This window comes from Vibrio sp. Evd11 (assembly GCF_900382755.1).
GTDB lineage: Bacteria > Pseudomonadota > Gammaproteobacteria > Enterobacterales > Vibrionaceae > Vibrio > Vibrio lentus.
Map to the genome: position 1 here is coordinate 1 of NZ_OSDX01000045.1, position 20953 is coordinate 20953.

21 protein-coding genes and 1 riboswitch are annotated in these 20953 nt (G+C 45.0%); of the genes, 5 read left to right on the forward strand and 16 right to left on the reverse strand.

The genetic code is table 11. From position 1 onward, the window contains the following. The first annotated feature begins 56 nt into the window (after positions 1-56). Complete coding sequence (locus ED652_RS17010; protein ID WP_017105127.1) at positions 57-524, forward strand: hypothetical protein; 468 nt, start codon at positions 57-59, stop codon at positions 522-524. A gap of 108 nt (positions 525-632) precedes the next feature. Here the strand turns inward: ED652_RS17010 and ED652_RS17015 are convergent, their stop codons facing one another. The 5 genes from ED652_RS17015 to ED652_RS17035 all read right to left on the reverse strand — a co-directional run bounded on the left by ED652_RS17015 (position 633) and on the right by ED652_RS17035 (position 5936). Beyond that, positions 633-1853, reverse strand: coding sequence for a carbohydrate porin (locus ED652_RS17015; protein WP_102351644.1), 1221 nt, complete (start codon positions 1851-1853; stop codon positions 633-635). Positions 1854-1957: 104 nt separating this feature from the next. Continuing rightward, the gene (locus ED652_RS17020) at positions 1958-2617 is read right to left on the reverse strand and encodes a DUF3299 domain-containing protein (RefSeq protein ID WP_102351539.1); all 660 of its coding nucleotides are present in this window, start codon (positions 2615-2617) and stop codon (positions 1958-1960) included. Between the two features lie 54 nt (positions 2618-2671). Then, positions 2672-4051, reverse strand: coding sequence for an amidohydrolase family protein (locus ED652_RS17025; RefSeq protein ID WP_102351538.1), 1380 nt, complete (start codon positions 4049-4051; stop codon positions 2672-2674). A gap of 233 nt (positions 4052-4284) precedes the next feature. Then, a complete protein-coding gene (locus ED652_RS17030; RefSeq protein WP_122055570.1) occupies positions 4285-5307 on the reverse strand; it encodes a helix-turn-helix transcriptional regulator in 1023 nt (340 codons plus the stop codon). Between the two features lie 200 nt (positions 5308-5507). Continuing rightward, positions 5508-5936: a PACE efflux transporter gene (locus tag ED652_RS17035; protein ID WP_065111349.1), complete on the reverse strand. Its 429-nt coding sequence runs from the start codon at positions 5934-5936 to the stop codon at positions 5508-5510. Between the two features lie 138 nt (positions 5937-6074). Here ED652_RS17035 and ED652_RS17040 point away from each other — a divergent pair, with 138 nt between their 5' ends. Both ED652_RS17040 and ED652_RS17045 read left to right on the forward strand, forming a co-directional pair. After that, positions 6075-6977: a LysR family transcriptional regulator gene (locus tag ED652_RS17040; protein ID WP_122055571.1), complete on the forward strand. Its 903-nt coding sequence runs from the start codon at positions 6075-6077 to the stop codon at positions 6975-6977. A gap of 418 nt (positions 6978-7395) precedes the next feature. Further along, positions 7396-7740 carry a hypothetical protein gene (locus ED652_RS17045; RefSeq protein WP_017077480.1) on the forward strand — a complete coding sequence of 115 codons (345 nt, stop codon included), beginning with the start codon at positions 7396-7398 and terminating at the stop codon, positions 7738-7740. A gap of 128 nt (positions 7741-7868) precedes the next feature. On the opposite strand, the gene thiE is transcribed toward ED652_RS17045, so the two are convergent. Continuing rightward, complete coding sequence (gene thiE / locus ED652_RS17050; protein ID WP_122055572.1) at positions 7869-8486, reverse strand: thiamine phosphate synthase; 618 nt, start codon at positions 8484-8486, stop codon at positions 7869-7871. A 260-nt stretch (positions 8487-8746) separates the two neighbouring features. Here thiE and ED652_RS17055 point away from each other — a divergent pair, with 260 nt between their 5' ends. Further along, positions 8747-10690 (forward strand): methyl-accepting chemotaxis protein, encoded by a 1944-nt coding sequence (locus ED652_RS17055; RefSeq protein WP_122055573.1) that lies wholly within the window; start codon positions 8747-8749, stop codon positions 10688-10690. A 137-nt stretch (positions 10691-10827) separates the two neighbouring features. Here the strand turns inward: ED652_RS17055 and thiM are convergent, their stop codons facing one another. From thiM to ED652_RS17105, 10 genes are all read right to left on the reverse strand, one after another. After that, positions 10828-11613: a hydroxyethylthiazole kinase gene (thiM, locus tag ED652_RS17060; protein ID WP_122055574.1), complete on the reverse strand. Its 786-nt coding sequence runs from the start codon at positions 11611-11613 to the stop codon at positions 10828-10830. A gap of 29 nt (positions 11614-11642) precedes the next feature. Further along, on the reverse strand, positions 11643-12323 hold the full coding sequence (gene tenA / locus ED652_RS17065; RefSeq protein ID WP_122055575.1) for a thiaminase II: 681 nt from the start codon (positions 12321-12323) through the stop codon (positions 11643-11645). A gap of 8 nt (positions 12324-12331) precedes the next feature. After that, positions 12332-13288, reverse strand: a complete 957-nt coding sequence (locus tag ED652_RS17070) for an ABC transporter substrate-binding protein (RefSeq protein ID WP_122055576.1) — start codon at positions 13286-13288, stop codon at positions 12332-12334. Between the two features lie 120 nt (positions 13289-13408). Beyond that, positions 13409-14224, reverse strand: coding sequence for an ABC transporter permease (locus ED652_RS17075; protein WP_017096378.1), 816 nt, complete (start codon positions 14222-14224; stop codon positions 13409-13411). Then, positions 14217-14975: an ABC transporter ATP-binding protein gene (locus tag ED652_RS17080; protein WP_122055577.1), complete on the reverse strand. Its 759-nt coding sequence runs from the start codon at positions 14973-14975 to the stop codon at positions 14217-14219. The genes ED652_RS17075 and ED652_RS17080 overlap by 8 nt, the downstream gene beginning before the upstream one ends. Further along, positions 14965-15873, reverse strand: coding sequence for a bifunctional hydroxymethylpyrimidine kinase/phosphomethylpyrimidine kinase (gene thiD, locus ED652_RS17085; protein WP_122055578.1), 909 nt, complete (start codon positions 15871-15873; stop codon positions 14965-14967). The genes ED652_RS17080 and thiD overlap by 11 nt, the downstream gene beginning before the upstream one ends. A gap of 96 nt (positions 15874-15969) precedes the next feature. Then, positions 15970-16081, reverse strand: a riboswitch (TPP riboswitch). Between the two features lie 97 nt (positions 16082-16178). Then, the gene (locus tag ED652_RS17090) at positions 16179-17096 is read right to left on the reverse strand and encodes a DMT family transporter (RefSeq protein ID WP_122055579.1); all 918 of its coding nucleotides are present in this window, start codon (positions 17094-17096) and stop codon (positions 16179-16181) included. Between the two features lie 73 nt (positions 17097-17169). After that, the gene (locus ED652_RS17095) at positions 17170-17910 is read right to left on the reverse strand and encodes an AraC family transcriptional regulator (protein ID WP_122055580.1); all 741 of its coding nucleotides are present in this window, start codon (positions 17908-17910) and stop codon (positions 17170-17172) included. A gap of 244 nt (positions 17911-18154) precedes the next feature. Continuing rightward, on the reverse strand, positions 18155-18406 hold the full coding sequence (locus ED652_RS17100) for a DUF2999 family protein (RefSeq protein WP_009844829.1): 252 nt from the start codon (positions 18404-18406) through the stop codon (positions 18155-18157). A 129-nt stretch (positions 18407-18535) separates the two neighbouring features. Next, positions 18536-19633: a YdcF family protein gene (locus tag ED652_RS17105; protein WP_017077471.1), complete on the reverse strand. Its 1098-nt coding sequence runs from the start codon at positions 19631-19633 to the stop codon at positions 18536-18538. 497 nt (positions 19634-20130) lie between these two features. Between ED652_RS17105 and ED652_RS17110 the strand changes: the two genes are divergently transcribed. Further along, on the forward strand, positions 20131-20805 hold the full coding sequence (locus tag ED652_RS17110) for a glutathione S-transferase family protein (RefSeq protein WP_122055581.1): 675 nt from the start codon (positions 20131-20133) through the stop codon (positions 20803-20805). Positions 20806-20953 lie beyond the last annotated feature (148 nt).

Below are 20953 nucleotides of genomic sequence, written 5' to 3' on the forward strand. Positions count from 1 at the left end.
AAATGAAGCCTTTTTTCTATCTAAATAAACCGCTTAGCCCTTAAGATCCTGTCTATGTGAGCAATATAGAAAAAGTATATGGATTTAATACGCCCCAACGGCTCTTTGTCGGTTACACACTCGCCGTCCTCGTTGATTTAACCGTTCTCAATTTTTTTGATGAATACTGGGACTTCGTCAATATCGAGTCTTTCACCATCTCATTTGCTGCCGCGATTTTGCTACAGCTGTTGCTCAAGTTATCCATCGGCTTAGAACATAAGCTCGCGGATTACTTCAAGTCGAAACCCGGCACTGCCCCTAAGATCTATAGAGGCCTGTCGAGCTACGTGATTCTCGTCGGTTCAAAATTCGTGATGCTAGAAGCTATCAATATTCTATTTGGTGACAAAGTCGATTTCACAGGGCCTTGGAACGGTGTCATCGCCTTCTTTGCTGTGGTGTTTACCATTCTGGTTGCCGAAGTGATTGTTTCTAAAATCTACTTTGCACTGGATGACACGCAGAAAACCGAAAAAGCCTAAGCGCTCGAATAGATTAGGTTTAATCGAACGAGAAACAAAAAAGTGAGCCACTAAGGGCTCACTTTTTACGTTTAGCTTTAAGTCTAAACAAGATAACGTTTATCGAAATTAGATAAACACTCTCGCTCTAATACCGAATACCCAAGCGCTGCTTTCACTAGAGAACGCAGGATCTTTGATGTACTGAATATCAGGCGTAACTTGAAGGTGATCACCAAACTGCATGTTGTAGTAGATTTCAGCTGTCCACTGCTCTGTACCACCACTTATTGCTTTCGCATCAGCTTCAAAAGAATCACCGTTCACTTCTGCCCAGTTCAGCGCGACACCTAGGTTATTGGTTGGTTTTCCTAACCCAAAATAGCCCATACCAACGGAAATTGATTTATCGTAAAGGGCAACATCCCCTTCAGAGAAGCCACCGCGAACAAACGGCATCACTCGCGGAGTCATAAACTGACTCCATGAAAAATTAACCCCTGAACCACCTTCCGTTGCTAGGCTATTACTATGACGAGTATCGTCGCCAAAATCCCAGAAGGTCACGTGGAAATTATCGGTATAGATCTGCTCTTGCGAAGCCGTCCAACCTAACTCCAAGGTTGTAAAGTAAGATGAATCGCTACCAAAAGCGGTGTCAAAGCCATCAAAGATATCATCTGACTGACCATTTGCATCGGCGATACCACCGACCACATAAAAATTCTCGCCGAGCATATGACCAGCAGAAAGGGCAAGCACACCATCATCCGGCAAGCCCATTGCACCTGAACCTGTTGAGAACGCTAAATTCGTAAAACCAGACCAAGGGCTTGCTAAAGCGTAAACATCGGCATAGTTCGTCACATCTTGCCAGCCAACAATAATGGTGCCTTTGCCATCGTTGATTTTTTGCTTCCAATTTAAGTCAGTAACTCGAAAACCTTGATCACTGAAAGCTGGAGCGATCAAGCCTACATATCCAATTTGGTCTGAGCCTATAAAGCCAAACTCTTTTGGTGAAGTATTGCCATAGGCATGCCTATGTTCGACCTTCCATACCAAGCTACCTGAGTTCTGCGTGCCGTTCCCTAGTAGGTGCCATGAACCGTACAGCCGTGCCACACCCGATGAGGCATCAACGCTATCGCCACCAACGCCATCTCCAGAGGTAAGGCCTAAAGCAAAGTAATCCGCACCAAATGTAAAGCCATCCGCGGCAAGCTTTTCACGCCAATTCAACTGCTGATCTTTTTGTTGTGCAATGGTATTTTCAACAGAGTCTGGACCTTCAAAGTTTGCACTATAAACCGCAGGACTCAATGAGATTGCCGCTACCATCACTGCCATACTTACTTTAGATAATCTTGAATTCATCTTTGTCACCAATGCTTTTTAAGTTAGTTCTATTTTATTCATTGCTCACATCGAAAATTGTCATTTGATGACAACCATTAGTTTTCTTTCTCGTAATAGTCTTCGATCATCGAAGCTTTCATTTCATAGCCCATGGTGAGGTTACTTTTCCCATCAACGAGATAAACCTCTTCGGTCACTTTGTTTGAGCTAAAATCGCCTTCAACCCATACAGGATACTGAACGTTCTGTACCTGAAAGCCTTCAGGGAAAGACACACGCACAATCTGGTTAGCTGGGGGTGGTGGCATGTGGATACACGCTCCAGCCACGGGAACTAATAAGAATTCTGTTGCTGTCATTCCTTGAGAGAACTCTAAAGGAACAATAAAACCGGGTACTCGAACCTTCTTGCCATCAAACTCAGTGGTGATCGCTTCAGCGCTCGCTTTCATGGTTTGCATATACTCATCACGAAGTGCAATCACTTCATCTGCGTTGATGCCTTGCTCTTTTAACGTTTCTTTGAATTCCACAGCCTGTTGTTGCACTTGTTCTTCCTTTGATGCACTCATCGCTATCACACCTTGTAATAGGCGCATTTGTTGATCGGTCAGATCAGGCATTTCGAGTGTCACTTCCTGTGCAGCAGAATTAAGGTCTTGCCACTCAAGAGCAACGGCCTTATCGGCATAAGTGGGTAGAGAGACGGCAGTAAGTGATAACACTGACAAGACAAGAGAAAGTGTTTTTTGCATGATGTGCACCTTGAAGAAAGAGGCCTACCGGAGCAGGCCATCAATTAAACGAAGTTAAAGTGTATTCTTGTAGACTTTGCCATCTTTCATGATGACTTTGATGGTATCGATTTCAGGGTTGCGCGGCTCTGCGTCAAACCACTTCTCGTTTGCCCCAATCACGGATAAGTCTTCAAGTGGGTTACCTTCTACGATAAGTAAATCGGCGTACGCACCTTCTTCCACCACACCTAATTTACCGTCTGGATACGGGTCCATCACGCCAGATAACTTCATGATTTCACCATTTACTGATGTCATGCCTTTCAAGGTGAAAAAGTTACCAAGCTCTTTACCCGCAAGGTAAATCGTGTGGTCGGTTTGTTTAATACAAGAAACCATGTCACCAACACAGTCGGTGTGGAAACCCCATTTAGGCTGATACTTGTTTACGTTCGAGATGTAGTCTTTGAATGCTTTGGTTGCAGACTCTGCTTTACGCTTAGAGGCTGGGTTCGAGTTGATCGCTTCTATCTGAGTTAAATATGGTGAGAACGCTGTCATATTGGTGGTGATATACGCGCCTTTGTCTTCCATTTTGTCGGCAATATCGCCATCAAACATAAAGCCATGTTCAATGGTTTTAACTCCTGCGTCGAGGTTACGCATAATCGCTTTTTTACTATAGGCATGTGACATAACATAAGAGCCATAAGCATCTGCGACTTCAACCGCGGCTTCAATTTCTTCCGCTGACATCGCATTTAACTGCCACGGGTCAAAAGATGATGCAACGCCGCCCGATGACATGATCTTTATCTGGCTGTTACCTTGCTTAAAGTTCTGACGTGCCGCCGCTTTAATTTCAGTAATACCATCCGCATTAAAGCTCACGCTATTGCGAGCCATACTGGTTGTTGAACCAAAGAAATGTTGGTTAGCCGTGGTTAGGTTACTAAAATCGGCGTGAGATCCGGTTGGGCCAATAAAGGCACCCGACGTGTAAAGACGTGGCCCCGTTATCATCCCAGAATCGATCGTTTTACGCAGGCCTGTATTCAAACCACCAGCATCACGCCAAGTAGTAAAGCCCGATTGGAATGCTGCGTTTGCGTTAACCGTTGAACGAGCCGCTAGCTCTTCAATCGTACGGTTGTTTTCATGATCGCTCAGGTTTCCGCCGTTCAGCAATAAGTGCCCGTGGCCTTCAATCAAGCCTGGCATCAAGGTTTTGCCTTCACCATCAATCACGACAGCCTCGCCAGCTTCAATAGGGCTTGCTGAGATCTGTTTGATCAGATTGTCTTCAACGAGAACATGATGATTTTCATAACGCTTGTTTTCTGTACCGTTGAAAATATCAACATTCGTAAAAAGCGTTGATGCCGCGTTTGCCGAGAGAGCAAATGAGCACGAAAGCGCTACCATAGAAAGCTTTAAGCCTGCATTTTTCATTTTCACACCTTGTTATCCGTAAATGAGTGGAATCCATTTCCCATAACGAGTCCATAACTACTATTGAGTGTCATGAGGTTTCAAAGGTGTTTTTAGGAATTACGACAAGCGTAAACGACAGCACTAAAACATCTCATCAACATTCAATAACTTAGTAGTGATGTTGCCACTCTTCAAGGTTGAAAAACTGCCATTTGATGACACAGGGGAATTCTACGAAGATTGTGTGATGCTCAGCAGTATGACTTCCGGTATTGTCTAGGTGTCATGTTCATTTGGCGTTTGAAAGCGCGAGTGAAGTGAGATGAGTCAGAATACCCCATCTTAGACCCGATACTGGTAATGGAAAGGTCAGAGTACTTTAGCAACTCTAAGGTCTGCTCTAGCACCATATCTTCAATGAGCTTTTTATAGGTGACACCTTCCTTATCAAGTCGTCTTTGAATAGTACGAACATGAATATTGAGAATGTCAGAGGCTAAACTTATTGGAAGTTTACCCATTGATAGGTAAGGTTTTATCGCCAAACAAAATGATGGGACAAACGTGTTGGGAAAAGCCGAGTTACTTTTAGCGTCATCCTCTGCTTTGGGACGAGCCTGGGCTTGCCTCGCCAAAACTATCGGCGACAACATCATTGCTTCCGGAATACAAAAGGCCGTCACAGGCCTTCCACTGAAAAGCTGAGCTGGCCCCATTTGCGGTAAACATTGAAAGCTTTCTATATCATCCCCTTGAATGCCCACTTCGGTTGGCGCCCACTGCCCTTGTGTCAATTTCAGTAGCAATTCATTAATGAACACCACGGCAAACAGTTCTGAAAAATGAGCCCAAACACTGTCGTTGTGTTGCTTCTCACGAACAAACCACCACTTTCCGCCCGATTGAGTCACATACATATTGGCGTCACTGGATCGCAGCTTTATTTGCTCACAAAACTGCTCTAAAGCCGATTTCAATGAACTTTCTTGGGAGAGTTGAGCGACAAACCTTGGAACATAAACCTGTTTACAAAAATTCCAAATATACAGGGCAAATTCTTCTTTGGACGAAGAGCGACCCATGAGATCCAGTACGTTCTTGATCGTGGTTTCTGGAAGATATTGATAGTGCTGACGATTGGTTAATATATCGTTAGGGATTTTTGCATCGCGGAGCAAAGAATAGATATCACCATCTAGGTGTTGGAATAACCCAAGAAAGAGTTCAACTTCTTCTTTGCTCACTATCGCAAGTGATTGGTGACTCATTGGCATCCGTTCCTCTAAAGCAATCCATGAAAAGTAATTCAGCTTACGTTACAAGATAGCAGACTTTATCACGACTAACGGAGGCGTAATTTCGACCGAAACCTTGATACATCCCGTATTTTCTCGCGAGCCGCTAGCTAACACTCAACGTTAATCACTAATCACTAATCACTAATCACTAATCACTAATCACTAATCACTAATCACTAAAGTAAAACTAACTCGCGTCTTCTCACCAAGAAGGCTCTCACATGATCGTAAACCAGATTAAACACAAACGCGTAAATGGTAATAAAAATGGTCACGCCGATATCCATTAAGAATGCCTGCCAAATCCCCACATTAAGCAAGAAAGCCATCACTGGGATCGTCGCTATCAACAAGCCTGCTTCAAACAAAACCACATGGAATATTCTCAGCTTAAGTGAACGCTGAGATTTTTCACCCGTAAAGTAGCGATCAAAAATGCGGTTAAAACAGTAATTCCAAATCATAGCGATTGTCGCGACAACTATCATGGTTCCTGATAAGGCATTCACATCATGATCGGTAAATATCGCCAAGCCTATAATTGAAAGTGTTACGGCCAAAACTTCGAATAACACTGAGTGAAACACTCTTTCTAACGTACTCATACATTCCTCTAAATAATCTAGTCTGTGTTGGATTAGCTCGGATTATGTCATCGGAAATAATAAGAGAAAGTTAACAGCCATCACGATTAGTGATAGCCTGAGCATTATCATCCCATTTGGTATTGAGCGAGAGGTAACATGTACAGTTTTGAGCAATTAAAAGTCTTCGTCACTGTGTGTGAAAGTGGCTCTTTCTCTGCCGCAGCACGCAAGCTGAAACGCGCTCAGTCTGGTGTCAGCCAATCGATCGCCAATCTCGAAATAGCCATCGACCAAGAGTTGTTTAACCGCGAGAAAAACATCCCCGTTTTGACCAACACAGGTAAAGCGTTATTGCCTGTCGCTAAGGCGATTCTCGACCAACAAAAGTACTTTGACCAAAAAGTAGAATCGCTGACACAGGAAGATGAACACGAACTGATCATTGCCATTGATGAGAGCATCATAGATAAGAATTTCATTAAGATAATCAGCTCACTAGCCGATCAGTTCCCAATCACGCACTTCGATATTATTACCACCTCAACCTTCGATGTTGAAGACTTAGTCAGACGCGGCAAAGCGCAGATTGGCATCATCTATGCGGACGGTGAACTTAAAGTGGATATAGACTTCTTCTTACTGGGCCAAGCACGCTTTCTTACGGTTAGCTCTGCCACACACGAGCTGAGCCAAATGCCCATCGTTCAAGACTCAGACCTAAAGCGCTACCGCCAATGTGTGCATCGTAGTTCGAAGCAGCGCGAATTGTGGTTCACCTATGGCATTAGCTCCATGCTTTGGTATGCCAACAACCACAAAACAATCATCGATCTCGTTGAACAAAACGTAGGGTGGGCAAATGTGCCTGAAATGATGGTGATGGAAGCAATTCAGAAAGGCGATCTCGTTGCACTGCCAGTGGCACACGAGCATGGTGGTTGGATTACTCCAGTGGGTTGCTTAGTGTCTCGCAGTCATATCAATGGGCCAGTGTTAACAAGTTTACTTGAAAAACTAAAAGGCCACTCACTAGAGAACAATCAATGGCAAGCCAACTAATCTCCCCCCAATCCTTGAGTTCACCTATTTCAGCAACGGAATCCTAAGCCAATGACGGTGGTGTTTTCTCCAGCACTACCTCATTTCCGCTTTTCGTGCCGGTAATTTTCTTTGTCGTGTGGATAAAACACCCTAGTTGATATCCCAAAGTGACATAACTAGTATGCGATCCCAAAGGGTTTGTCTTATCAAACTGATATCGACAAAACCAAATCGCTCTTTAACACCACTGACCCAACTTCAAATCTCCCACATAAGTGCCCCTGCCCTGCAACCACTTGTGAAAGCTTCAAATAGATCACTTTTGAATATTGATTCGCACCCAGTTTATGAGCCCTCTTCGAGTGCTTTTTTATATCTAAATGAACCTTTTGGAAAATTTGTCGTGAACGTTTTAAGAAATATTTGCCCTGAGAAAATGGGCAAAGAGCGTAACAAACGAGAGTATGATTTACGCGTACTTAATTGTGTCAGTGAAAGCGAGTATGAATCGCGTATGGCAGTTTGGAATAGCTTAACTTTGGTTGCTACTCCGTCTGTTTCAGAAACAAAAGGCTTCATCGATGAGGCTTTCAACAAACTTCAGCAAGACTTGAAAGAAGCGAGCCGCGAGTTATCGATTAACTACACAGACTTCATTGCAATGGCGCATGAAGAACTTAACTACATTAAGGTGTTTGTTGCTGATAAGACCGCACAATACGGCTGGTATGCCGCGATCGTTCTTATGGTCATCGGTACTGTTGCTTTATGCGCTCAGTAAACCAAACTGTGTATTAAATAAATTGTCTTAAAAGCTCAATCAATAGGCCAATTTAGCCTTTTTATGAGCCTGTTGTTTAACTAGAAAACAAATGGTTAACCTCATTTGTTTTCTAGTCTATAACCCCTTCACCCCCCCATTAGAGCCAACAGATCCCGCGTCGCTTGTTTGGGATCTTCAGCGTGACATATCGCAGATACCAGTGCTAACCCATGAATACCGCTCTCAACTAACTGCGGGATGTTCGATTCGTTAATTCCACCAATACCGACAATCGGTAACTTCGTTGTCTCCAACGCCATTTTAATGCCGTCATAACCCCAATGTTTCTTAAGATTCGTCTTGGTCGGTGTGGCAAAAAGTGCACTGAGGCCAATGTAATCAATAGGCAGACTATCGGCTTCTTGAAGCTGTTGTTCAGTTTCAATCGAAAGACCAAGAATCTTATCTGGACCAATCAACTGACGCGCTAACTCAGCTGGCATATCTGACTGTCCTAAATGCAAGCCGTCAGCATCCACAGCCAACGCAACGTCTACCCGATCGTTAATGATCAGCGGTACGCCAGAGCCAGCCAAAATCGACTTTACGGCCTGCGCTCGTTCAATAAAAGCTCTCACATCTCCATGCTTCTCTCTTACTTGAACCATAGTGACACCACCAGCGATTGCTTGTTCAACCACAAACTTAAGCGTTTCTAAATCTTGTTGGTCATCCGTTACTAAGTAGAGCTTATAAGGGTTCATATCGTGCCTTTGGAGTCGGAGTCTAAATTGAGTTGCTACCATTTTACCGACAATTCGTATCATGTGCATGGAAGTTAATACTAAATTAGCTCAATTAAGCGCGCACCATTGAATATACAACTCGTTGAAAGCATACCAAAAATCCTGAAATTCTTAACGAAAGCGTTACTTATTACACAAACTATTCACTTAAGCCTGCCCAGAACGCTGTTTTATGGAATACTTCGCTATGAAGGAATCAGGTAAATATAGGGATAGTTATGCGCCACCTTTCTATAGCGTTTAAGATCAAGCTGGGTTATGCCATCTGCTTACTCTTTTTCGTCATTTCAGGCCTTGTGAGTTACAAAGGTATCCAAACCTTGTCGAACGGCTTTAGTCAATACAGTGAGCTCAGCCAGAAAGCGACACTGTCAGGCAACATTCAAGTGCACTTTCTTCAGATGCGTTTAGCCTCTGAACGTTACTTAGAGTCATTGGATGAGCAATACGAAACGAATTATCAATCCAGTAAACTCGCGATTGATGAACTGCTGAACAACTTAATCCAAACCACCACCAAAACCGATAGCCTAGCTAGCCTGCAATTAGTGCAAGACAGCGTGGCGGCATTTGACACGGCTTATGGCTCAATGAAACAGAGCCAGCTGCTCATCGACCAATTGGTGAATGTCGAGATGGTCAAACGAGAAACCAACGCCCTCAAAGCCGCTCAGAGCTTGTTGTATGAGTCGTACAACAACAACGATCCAAACGCGAGCTTATACGCGGGTATGTTGATGGAGAACTTCCTCGCAGCCAAGATCACTGTACTGAGTTACTCAAACAACAACGACCTAAAAACCTATGAAGCGGGTAAAGATATCTTTGAATACGCGTTGCCAGGTATTGAAGGCGACATTGAGTCTCTTAAATCTTCCCCTTATCAAAGTGAGTTGATTGAAGACTTCTCAAACCAACGTGAAGCGTATGCAAAAGGCTTTGAGCAAGTTCATCAGCAGATGATTGAGAACACGCAAAGAACTGCAACGCTTGCCTCGATTGGTGACAGCTTGGCTATCGCGGTAGCGGATGCTCAAAGTATTCTAGAGCAACAGAAACAAGCATTAACGCCAGAACTGCAAGCCAGTGAACAACGTTCAGTTCAAATCATCTTCTTGCTAACGGGTGTGGCTTTGGTGATTGGCATGACGAGCGCTGTGTTGGTGACTCGTTCTATTACCAAGGGCATCGCACAGGTTAAACAGATCACCAATGAGCTTTCTCAAGGCAACTTAAATGTTGAAGTGAACATTGAGAGCAAGAACGAGATCGGTGAACTGCTGACCAACATGGAGATCACCATCGAGTCGCTGCGTGATATTGTTGGTCAAGTGAACCGTTCTAGTGTGCGTATTGGTGAGATGTCGGAGTCACTCAATCAAGTGACCAATAACAGCTCCACCAACGCGACACAGTTGAACAATGAGATGATCAATATCTCTTCTGCCGTTGATCAATTGGCTTCCAGCACATCAGAAATTGCTGCAAGTGCTAACCACGCGTCTCAAGTTGCAAACCAAGCAACCGAGAATGTGGCGATGGGACTTAAAGAAGTAGACAAGACACTGCATGAAATTGGCAGCGCCGATGAAAGCATGCAGGTGAGTAGCCAGAAAGTGACTGACCTACATAAAGAGTCGATGAATATTGGTGCCATTCTTGAAGTGATTAAAGGCGTTTCTGAGCAAACCAACCTATTGGCATTGAATGCCGCTATTGAAGCTGCTCGTGCGGGTGAACAAGGTCGTGGATTTGCGGTAGTTGCGGATGAAGTAAGAACGCTCGCTAAACGCACCCAAGATTCTGCTAGCCAGATTGATGAACTCATCACATCGCTACAGCGTGGTGCCAAAGACGCGTTAGAGTCGATTAAAGAGAGTCACAGCACGGTTTCAGATGCTTCAACTCAGGCACAGCAAGCTTCTCAGAACTTACATGTGATTAATCAACACATCCAAGATCTGAATCAGGCCAACAGCCAAATTGCAGTGTCCGTTGATGAACAAGATTGCTTGACCAAGTCACTGGGTGAAAACGCACAAGGTGCAAATACCATCGCGCAGAGCAACCAAGAGTCTGTAAGCAGCATTTCTGGCGCAGCGAGCGACTTAACCGAAGTTGCTCATCACTTAGAGAGCCAAGTGAATCGATTTAGAACCTAACGAAGCCAATTGCTCATATAACGAGATAGCTAACACGACGACGAGTTAATACGGTTTTGAAGCAACAATAGAAAAGCCCTCAACACATATGTCTTGAGGGCTTTTTAATAAGCTACGAATACAGATCTAGATTGAATCTACTGAACCTTTAAACGCTGGATCAACGTCTCTTCATCCAATTGATACAGCTCATCAAGTAAGTTCATTTGCAAGCTACCTGGGCCGCGTGAGTTCTCGGCTGCGATTTCACCAACCACACCTAATACCACCGCTGCCGCTAAACCACTTTCATCTCCAACAGCAGCAAATGCGCCCGTCAATGCTGTCAGAGTACAACCCATGCCGGTCACGTACGGCATCATTGGATGTCCATTGTTTAACGTAACAACACTGTCTTTAGTGACAACGTAATCAGTCTCACCAGAAATCACCACATTCGCACCGTATTCAGCGACTAAGCATTGCGCTGCGCCTAATGCAGCATCACTGCTATCCAGCGCATCAACGCCTTTGCTCTGCGCTTGTTCGCCCGCTAACGCGATAATCTCAGACGCGTTACCACGAATGATCAACTTATCGGCTAAGCGTGCAATTTCACGAGAAGTCTCGGTACGCAACGTACTTGCCCCACAACCCACAGGGTCAAGAACCACAACCTTGTTGTTCGCGTTCGCTTGCTCAACAGCAAAACACATTCTTGGCGTCCAAACACTGTCGAGCGTGCCGATGTTGATCACAAGCGCGCCAGAGAAAGACATCATCTCAGCCAGTTCTTGCTGCGAGTGCGCCATAATAGGCGAAGCGCCAATCGCTAATAACGCATTGGCCGTATTGTTCATCACTACATAGTTCGTGATGTTCACAACCAGTGGCTTTTGCTCTCGTACTGCGCGCAACGATTGGATGATTTGTTCAGTTAGCATGGATTAATCCTTATTCGTGAAAGTCGCTTTTAAGCCGCGGTTGAGTCATTAAGTGCATTCAGACCTTGCTGCCAAAAAGCCACTTCCATACGCGTTGCGGTTTTAAAGATATGAACGATGTTCTGACCGCGCTCGCTGTTGATATCAATTTCAGCAAGCAGTTGATTGAAGTATTCCGCGCCCGTAGCTACGCCAGACTGGAACTCTTCTCCGCCGTAAAGCTGTAGCCAGCTTGCGTATGGGTTGCCTTCCAAAACAGAATCACTGCTTTCTAACAGCGCTTTACCAATCACGGCATAACCGATTGAACACGGAGCCAATGCCGCATATAAGTCGACAAGATCACCTGTCATACCCGCATCTAGAACGTAGCGCGTGTAAGCAACTGTACCGAAACCTTCGGGCTCGTTTTCCAAGTCAGACTCGGTTAAACCCCACTGACCACAGTAAGTCACGTGGTGAGAGATTTCAGAATCTAGCAGAGCATGAACACTTGGCAGTGCACGACGCATATCAGCCAGTGTTTTTGCCTTGTAAATCGCCAACGCATAAGCGCGGGCATACTGCTTCAGGAACAGAAAATCTTGCTTCAAATAGTGTAGAAAACACGGCTGAGCGAGCGTGCCGTTTGCTAGCGTTTTAACAAAATCATGTTCGGTGTAGTCTTGCCAATCTTGTTGACAGGCTTGGATTAAGTCTTGGTATTTCATGAGATTCCTTAGTCAAAAGTCGGTACGTAATCAGCGGCTTTTGGTAGTGATTTGATAATGCCTTTGTCGAACATGAACTGCGCGTAATCGTCGTAACGCTTCATATCTACTGCAGAAGGGCGAAGTGCAAAACGAGTCAGTGTGTCGTTCCATGCGCGTTGGTTAAGCTCGTTATTCAACGTATCTGGTGAATACGCGACAAACTCGCTCCATGACTCTTGTGGGTGGTTCACAATGTAAGTGGTTGCTTGTTCAAGTGCTTTGTTGAACGCTTTGATCGCTTCGTCGTCGTGCTGCTTTGCGTTCGCAACAAAGATAAGCTCGTCGTAAGCGGGCACACCGTGCTCTTCAGGGAAGAATGCCTTAGCTTTAAAACCTTCAAGTGCTAACTGGTTAGTTTCGAAGTTACGTAAGCCACCCCAAATAGCATCTACTTTGCCCGACGCCAATGACGATGAAAGTGCCCAACCGACATTGATGGTTTGCACGTCTGTAAATGCAACATTTTCTTGAGCTAGCATGGTGCCGATGGTCGCTTCTTCGTTACCCGCAATCGCAATACCAATTTTTTTGCCTTTCAGATCCGCTAACGAATCGTTCTTGCCGTTATCCAAAACCATCAACGTATTCAGTGGCGTTGCGATAAGAGTAGATGCACGAACGAGAGGCAAGCCTGCCGCTACATCCATGGTTAAACTTGGTTGGTAAGTTACCGCTAAATCGACTTTACCTGCCGCAACCAATTTTGCTGGCGTGCTTGGGTCAGCTGGTTCTTGGATTTCAACCTCTAAGCCTTGGTCAGCAAAGTAGCCACGCTCTTGAGCAATCACAATTGGGCCGTGGTTCGGGTTCACAAACCAATCCAACATCAATGTCAGTTTCTTTTGTTCAGAATCCGCCAATGCATGACCTGAAACTAGCGAAGCAAGCAGTACCACTGCACCTACCAATTTGGTATTTTTCATAGTTAACCTTTCCTTTTGAATATTATTATTGTGTGTATCGAGCTAATTTTTAACGAAGTTTTGTTTAGATAAATAGCCTTGAGCGAAGCTATATTAAACAAAGAGTTATTGAGCTAACCATCACTGGTTCTCCCAAGGGATAGCTTTTTTGAGTAATTTGTCTGTGATGAAGTAGAGCGAGATAGACAGCACCGCCAAGATGAATAAGGCAGCAAACATCTCATCAATGATCATGCGTGCGTTGGCTTGCAGCATTAGGTAACCCAGCCCTTCACTCGAACCCACCCACTCGCCGACGACTGCGCCAATTGGAGCAATAACCACAGCGACACGAATGCCAGACGCCAAAGTTGGCAACGCAGCAGGCAGTTGGATATAACGGAGCAATTGCCATTTCGATGCACCCATCGTCTTGGCAAGATCAAGGTAACCTGTCGGTGTATTACGTAGGCCGTCGTAACAACAAGTGGTTACAGGGAAGAAGATAATGATCGCCGCCATCACCACTTTTGACGCGATGCCATAACCAAGCCACAGCATCAACACTGGCGCGATCGCAAACACAGGGATCGCTTGGCTAGCAATTAAGATAGGTAACAACCAGCGTTTCAGAGGTTCGAACATCAACATCTGCAGGGCGAAAAATAGACCCATCGACAAACCGAGTAACAAGCCAAGTAAGATCTCTTGCGCAGTCACCCAAGTGTGTTTGAGTAACACATCGTAACGTTCAATCAGCTTTAAAAAGACTTCTGCCGGAGCGGGAAGAATGAAGCTCGGCATCTCGAAGATAACGACCACCATTTGCCATAAACCGAGAATCACAGCACTGCTGATCAGCAAACGCATAACGGGATTCATCTGACGAGGACGTGTAGTGGTAGTCTGTACGTTAGCTGAACGAGCCACAGCTTCGCTTCGTGTTAGATCATTCATAATCTCGCTCCAACTGATCTAAGATCGCTTGTTGCAACTCAGCACATTCACCGTCTAATACTCTTGGTGTGAGGGTATTAGGCACAGACAATGACTGTGCATTCGCCGGTGTGCCTTGCAACACATACAAATTGTCCGCCAAACGCACCGCTTCTTGTGGATCATGAGTAATCAACACAACGGTTTTATCTCTTAACAGCTCACACGCTAAGGTCTGTAACTTGTGTCTTGTTACCGCATCCAGCGCAGAGAAAGGTTCGTCCATCAGCACAACAGGTTTGTCTTGCATTAAGGTGCGAGCCAAAGCGACACGCTGACGCATACCGCCAGACAACTGATCCGGCATAGTAGACGAGTGCTCAGCCAAACCAACCGCAGCTAACAACTCTAGTGCTTGATTGGTTTGCAGTGCTTTATCAGAAACTGGATTTTGAAAGCGATGACTCAGGCATACATTGTCGATAACCGACAGCCATGGCAGTAACAAATCCTGCTGCGCCATGTAAGCGATGCGATCCGTTAAAGGCAATTCATCAGAGGTTGCCAATGTGCCCTGCCACTCCACCTTGTCATCCAACAAGCCTGCCAGGTAACGCAATACCGTGGTTTTCCCGCAGCCACTTCTACCCAACAATACCGCCCACTTACCTGCGTTTAAGCTAAGCGACAATCCCGATAAGGTTGCGTGCTCGCTGTCGTTATAACGTAAGGAGGCATTGCTGAGTTGAACGCCCACCGTATTAACGGACATTACCGTGTCCAGCGAAGAAGTGATTTACAGGCCCATGACCTTGACCAACTTGCAACTCATCAGCATGAGCAATCGCGCGAGAAATGTATTGTTTGCCTAGGTCAACTGCCTCTGAAAGCGTGTTGCCTTGAGCCAAGAAAGAAGCAATAGCAGATGAAAGCGTACAACCCGTGCCATGGGTGTTTTTGGTAGGAAAACGCTTCGCGCTAATCAGAGCAGATGTGGTTGGCAGAATCAGTAAATCGTTACTGTTTTCATCTTTCTCTAAGTGACCGCCTTTTAGTAGGACAGCTTTCGCACCTAGTGCGCGTAAGTCTTCAATCATACCCTGCATTTCTGCTTCGCTTTCAGGGACAGCTTTGCCTGTAAGTGCAGCGCCTTCTGGCAAGTTAGGAGTAATGATGTCTGCCAGCGGAATCAGCTCTTGTTTCAGCGTGGTGATAGCCGAGTTTTCTAACAACAGGTCGCCACTTGTCGCGATCATTACAGGGTCAATCACAAGGTGTTTAGGTCGGTACTGTTTGATTTTATCAGCAACGACTTTGATGATTTGCGAATCGGCCAACATGCCGACTTTCACTGCCACGATATTGAGATCAGTAAAAACCGCATCTAACTGGCTAGCGACATGGTCGAGTGGAATAGGAAAAATAGCTGACACGCCTTGAGTGTTCTGGGAAGTGATAGCGGTAATCACAGAACAAGCAAAACTACCGGTCGCAGACATGGCTTTAATATCAGCTTGGATACCGGCACCGCCACCACTGTCAGAACCCGCGATGGTTAAAACAATCGGAGTATTCGTGCGAATCGTGTCTTCAGCAGAGTGCTGCTGTTTTGAGGGTTTTGGAGTTGAGGCTTTTGGCGTTAAATCTTTTGAAATAGAACTGTGTGTCATTGTCGCTCCTACTATCTTACAAGACGTAGGAGAACGAACACTGATCGAAGGAGAAGTCGCATTAGGCTCATGAAAGCTTTCATGGGTGCAGACGTAGATCGAGTGCTTATAGTTCCCTACGCCAGTGTTAACTGAATCAGGTTCAACGGGTCTCGATTAACGATCTCAGCAAACACCAAATAAGGTATGTGCCCCCCGACTATTGATAGCGATAGTAACAGCACTCTCACAACTGAGATACTGATTTTATTCAATTATAAGAATTACACATGAAAAAATTCGATTAAGCAAAACAAAACAATTACTTATAACGTTCCTTTAGATGGCTTCGACTGTATCAACAAGCACAGCACAATCAGAAACATACCTAACCAACCTATAAAAGGAATCAGCTCACCGACAACGCAGACGGCAAGCACCGCTGCAACTACTGGTTCAAACAGAGTCAGCAGATTGGCGCTACTCGCGGTCACGTGGCGTAAACCAAAACTGAACGCGATATAGCCCAAGCATTGTGGGATTAACGTCAGATAACTGATTACGAATACGTTGGTCTGTGAGGAAAACAGGTTATCACCAGTAAACCAGAGCGTTGGCAGCAACAGCATCGCACCAAGGCCAAAAATACTGCCCATCGCCGCTTGTGACTTAATCCCTTTGTCGATCAGTGCTTTGGTCGCCCAAGAATAAATGGCGTAACACAACCCAGCGACCAGACCTAAAGCAATACCTAACAGCTTGAGATCATCACCAGATTCATTCGTCGATGAAGATTCTGAAAACACCAATAGCCCAATACCCACCACACCAATCGCAAAGCTAGTGAGCCAACGTTTGTTGATATTATTCTTTTTGCTAATCAGACACTCTAACAGTGCCGAAAAGAAAGGTGCGGTTGCAATCGAAACCACGGTACCAACCGCTACGCCTGATAATTTCATTGAAGAATAGAAAGCTAATGGATAGACCGCCAAAGCCAAAGCGCTCACTGTCAGCAGCTTCTTGTTCTGCAAAAGTTTGTCGAAAGCGAATAGGATTTGTCGATACGCCAAGCCCGCTTGCATTAGACCACCGACGCCCATAGAGAAAGCACCAATCGCTAATGGGCTGAGATCAGGCGCAAAACTTGCGGCGGTGCCTGTCGTGCCCCATAAAATAGAAGCAAACAAGATGGCCAAAGTGCCCGTTTGGAATTCGTTAACGCGATTGATGGCAAGATTCATATCTATTATCCAATTTTCAGTTGTGAAATAGATAATAGTGAAGATTGATATAATTTAGTTTGCTAAAAGGACGCTATTGTTGTTTCGAAAGACTGTCTTTCATTGAGCCTAGAAACGTCCTTGGGGACATCCCAAAGTGCTGAGAGAAGCGACGACTGAAAGCAGACACATCACTATAGCCCACATTTTCAGCAATCAATTGAACGGGTAAATCGGTATGAGTTAACAAGGCTTGAGCTTTCTCCATACGATATCGAGTGATGTATTTAAGCGCACTGATATCCAAGCACTCTTTGAAGCGTTTTTTGAATTGAGTGGGACTCAAACAGGCCGTTTCTGCAAGTTGTGGAATAGAGAGAGGTTGGGCGTAATTATCCGCTATCAGCCTTTGTACCGCACGGATTCTTGGGTCGATGCTCTTGCTCACTTGTTGTTGCTCTAACAGCAATGAAAACACATCCAAAACTGATGACTCAATGCCACTATCGACCTGATATTCCAGCTGCTTTTCAACAAACAGCAAGAAGCTCATTAAAGGTGGCGTTATCGTGAAAACCGAAAGCTCATGCTCTAACAAGTGCTGAGGCAACTCCCCCATATCCGCGACAATAAACCGCGCTGCTTCATCCGCCTTAAACGCATGCGCTGTGGTTACCGGAATCACCACACATTCGCCCACGGCCACTTTGCCGACATACCCTACCATTTCGATATTAATACTGCCTTGGATCGGCAATACCAATTGATGATGGTCCTCATGAGCATGGGTATTAAATTGCTTGGTGTAAGATCGAATGCTTAAGCTAGATTTCATGATCAACGCCTGAGTAGATCGGTTTAGAACGAGTTAAAACACGAAAGTACATGATTTGAACAAGTGAGTCACATCGGGTTGGCATTTGTTAGTACCCTAACCCATTCTAATGGCGATCAAAAAAGCCGCTCAAGCATCAATCACAATGCTCAAACGGCTTTTTATTAGAGTCTAGTTAGCGCTGCCAAGAACCGTTAGCCAAACCGGCTATCGCTCATGAGCTCAATCGCTAGATCACACTCACTTATTTTTGAAGTTGCTCTTTAGCTGCTTCAACCTTAGAAAAATCTAGGCCAAGCTCTTCAACTGCTTCTTTGATTAGCGCAGGGTTTTGCATTACCTGACCCATCAGCATTTGAAGCTTATCTTGTGGTAAACCAAGTTGGCTGATTGTCGCCATTGCTGCAAGAGGGTTCTCGGTCAACGTCTTGAATATCTCGCTGATCTGCTCGTCGCTAATATTGTTCTCTTTCAACATTGCTAAAATCGGGTTCATTTTTTTGCCTTTGAAACACTAAATTAAGTAGGAGCACAGCATACCATCTAGCTGTGCTCGATTGTACTAGCAAGTGAAGCTTTGGTTTAACACGAACTGTGCTTTCCCAAACGCAAATAATGCTTGGGCCTAGCGAGACTCTAGTGGGTAAGAGCGGTAGCTCCACATACCATACGTTCTCAGTGCGTCACGGTAGATGCCTAGAAGCTCACCACTGCTCGCTTTCTTAAGATCTTCTAACGGCTTATCTGGGTAAGAGACCGTATCGAAGGTAATGCCCTGAGGGCCAGTTTGCCAGCTCGCAATTTCAAACAGAGTTTGACCACGACGAACATGGCTTGCCGAGCTAATAATGGTCGCGTGCTTAATATCATGACGAGCAAGCGCATAGCTACTGAATAAGGCATTGCCTACCGTGCTGGTCGCGTAGTTCTCTTCAATGATGCGGTCTTTGCTTACCCCTTTTGAGATAAGCCAATCCGCCATTAACTTGCCTTCTGTCTTATGGTTCTTAGGCACGCCGCCGGTTAACACGATCATCGCGTCTGGGTTCGCTTTCGACATTGCTAGTGTTGTTTCAAGACGTTCAATCAAGATTTCATGCATAGAGCCATCAGGGTTAAGCGCGTAACCCAAAGTGACGATGGCACCGTGGTCGCTCAACAGTCCCTTATCCGCAGACTCTTTAAGAGGTGTTTCTAACACGCGGTCGACCGTTGCAAAAATACGTTTGATGTCTTCTGCTTTACCTTTATTCAGGCTTTCCAGCTTCTCCATGTGCTTATTCGATTCACTTTCATTGCCTTCAAATCGCTGCCAAACCGCTAGATACGCATGAAGGTCGACATCGTCTGGCGCAACCGTCAGTGCTTGTTCAAACAACTCAATAGCGCGCTCTGCGTTCTTGTTGTAGATCTGAGCGTTCGCAGCCGAGATCAACAAGTCAGTACGGTAAGGTTCTAGCTGGTACGCTTCTAACAATCGGTTAGTCACAATTTCCATGTTGCTTGGCATTTTTGCCGTGAAGCCCGCGTGAGAAATTCTTGCCGGAGACTTAAACGCCTGCAACGCATCAAGAAGTAATTGGTCGACAACTTGTCGCTTAGTCACCAACTGCGCGTAATCGGCAGAGGCTTGTACTGCGCCATCGTTAGCAGCAAAAGAATAAGGTGTTGCGCCAAAAGCGAGCATGCCACCAAGAGCGAGGGCGATAATGTTCTTTTTCATGGAAAGATCCTGTGTCGTTAAGTGTTCACATCAGATTTGCTCACCAATGTAAGTCCCTAAGATTAAAAAACTGTGAACCACACCAGAATCTCCGAGGTTAATATTCATTTGTTGCATAAGGTGTGGCAACAGATCACGATTTTGAACTTACCAATAAGTCTGTGTATCCAGATAATTCTGGTTTGAACCAGTGCTCAACGTTTTTGTTGGAATATCTAACTGCGGATTACATACGCCCTATTCCACCGAAAACCACCCATCACAAACCCGAACTCTGCAGAAAACAACACGCCCAAACAGCAACTTTAAGCTCATTTTTTCAACAACTTAAAATTCAACACACTGAATCGTTCGATGTTGATCCTCCCCACAGATAACGAAGCTCTAAACATATGGCTGCTAAATGCGAGTCGACTTATTTTCAAATAATTCAAAATCAATTATTGAACGATCGTTCAAGTGATGCTTTAATGAATCGCCAATACAAGGAGTTACCCATGCTTAAGTTCTATTTTCACCAAACACCCAACCCAATGAAGATCGCTCTGTTTCTAGAAGAGACAGGCCTAGATTTTGAACTTGTTCCTGTCGATACCTTAAAAGGCGAGCAACACACGCCGGAATATCGTTTGATTAACCCGAACGGTAAAACGCCAGCCATTGAAGACGAAGGACAACGTGTGTTCGATTCTAATGCCATCCTTTTGTACCTATCAGAGAAGACTGGCAAGCTTGGTGGACAGCCTGAAGACAGAGCCGAACTGCTATCTTGGATGATGTTCATCGCGAGCGGACTTGGCCCTTATTCGGGTCAATCGGTACACTTCCGTCATGCTGCGCCAGCAGGCCTAGATTACGCTGTGAACCGTTACCTACGTGAAGCACAACGTCATTACGAAGTGTTAGAGAAGCATATGGAAGGTCGTGAGTTTTTCGTCGGAAATGAGTACACCATTGTCGATGTCGCTGCATGGGGTTGGATTGATAAAGCACCTTTCGTGCTTGGTGAAGAAGGCCTAGAACCTTACCCGAATTTGAAGCGCTGGTTTAACGCAATCAACACTCGCCCTGCTGCACTGCGCGCTCGCGAGATTGGTAAAGACGTTGAGTTTAAAACCGAACGTGATGAAGAAGCGAAACGAGCACTGTTTCCTTCGAATTATGCGAAGTAGAAAAATTGATAGTTAACACTCTTCTGAGTGATAGCTAAAACTCAAACATAAAGAACCGCTAAAAAGCGGCTCTTTATGTTCAAATTATATTAAAATGTGACTATTTGATAATCTTTTTGTGGATTGATATTAAGATTCAGTATTCGTA

Bases quoted from the DNA above. Each gene is read 5' to 3' on its own strand.
- ED652_RS17090 (WP_122055579.1), bottom strand. From the start codon at position 17,096: ATGAATCTTGCCATCAATCGCGTTAACGAATTCCAAACGGGCACTTTG.
- ED652_RS17075 (WP_017096378.1), bottom strand. From the start codon at position 14,224: ATGAATGATCTAACACGAAGCGAAGCTGTGGCTCGTTCAGCTAACGTA.
- ED652_RS17105 (WP_017077471.1), bottom strand. From the start codon at position 19,633: ATGAAAAAGAACATTATCGCCCTCGCTCTTGGTGGCATGCTCGCTTTT.
- ED652_RS17080 (WP_122055577.1), bottom strand. From the start codon at position 14,975: ATGTCCGTTAATACGGTGGGCGTTCAACTCAGCAATGCCTCCTTACGT.
- ED652_RS17020 (WP_102351539.1), bottom strand. From the start codon at position 2,617: ATGCAAAAAACACTTTCTCTTGTCTTGTCAGTGTTATCACTTACTGCC.
- ED652_RS17055 (WP_122055573.1), top strand. From the start codon at position 8,747: ATGCGCCACCTTTCTATAGCGTTTAAGATCAAGCTGGGTTATGCCATC.
- ED652_RS17095 (WP_122055580.1), bottom strand. From the start codon at position 17,910: ATGAAATCTAGCTTAAGCATTCGATCTTACACCAAGCAATTTAATACC.
- ED652_RS17040 (WP_122055571.1), top strand. From the start codon at position 6,075: ATGTACAGTTTTGAGCAATTAAAAGTCTTCGTCACTGTGTGTGAAAGT.
- ED652_RS17035 (WP_065111349.1), bottom strand. From the start codon at position 5,936: ATGAGTACGTTAGAAAGAGTGTTTCACTCAGTGTTATTCGAAGTTTTG.
- ED652_RS17110 (WP_122055581.1), top strand. From the start codon at position 20,131: ATGCTTAAGTTCTATTTTCACCAAACACCCAACCCAATGAAGATCGCT.
- tenA (WP_122055575.1), bottom strand. From the start codon at position 12,323: ATGAAATACCAAGACTTAATCCAAGCCTGTCAACAAGATTGGCAAGAC.
- ED652_RS17025 (WP_102351538.1), bottom strand. From the start codon at position 4,051: ATGAAAAATGCAGGCTTAAAGCTTTCTATGGTAGCGCTTTCGTGCTCA.
- ED652_RS17100 (WP_009844829.1), bottom strand. From the start codon at position 18,406: ATGAACCCGATTTTAGCAATGTTGAAAGAGAACAATATTAGCGACGAG.
- thiM (WP_122055574.1), bottom strand. From the start codon at position 11,613: ATGCTAACTGAACAAATCATCCAATCGTTGCGCGCAGTACGAGAGCAA.
- ED652_RS17015 (WP_102351644.1), bottom strand. From the start codon at position 1,853: ATGGCAGTGATGGTAGCGGCAATCTCATTGAGTCCTGCGGTTTATAGT.
- ED652_RS17070 (WP_122055576.1), bottom strand. From the start codon at position 13,288: ATGAAAAATACCAAATTGGTAGGTGCAGTGGTACTGCTTGCTTCGCTA.
- thiE (WP_122055572.1), bottom strand. From the start codon at position 8,486: ATGAACCCTTATAAGCTCTACTTAGTAACGGATGACCAACAAGATTTA.
- thiD (WP_122055578.1), bottom strand. From the start codon at position 15,873: ATGACACACAGTTCTATTTCAAAAGATTTAACGCCAAAAGCCTCAACT.
- ED652_RS17030 (WP_122055570.1), bottom strand. From the start codon at position 5,307: ATGCCAATGAGTCACCAATCACTTGCGATAGTGAGCAAAGAAGAAGTT.
- ED652_RS17045 (WP_017077480.1), top strand. From the start codon at position 7,396: ATGGGCAAAGAGCGTAACAAACGAGAGTATGATTTACGCGTACTTAAT.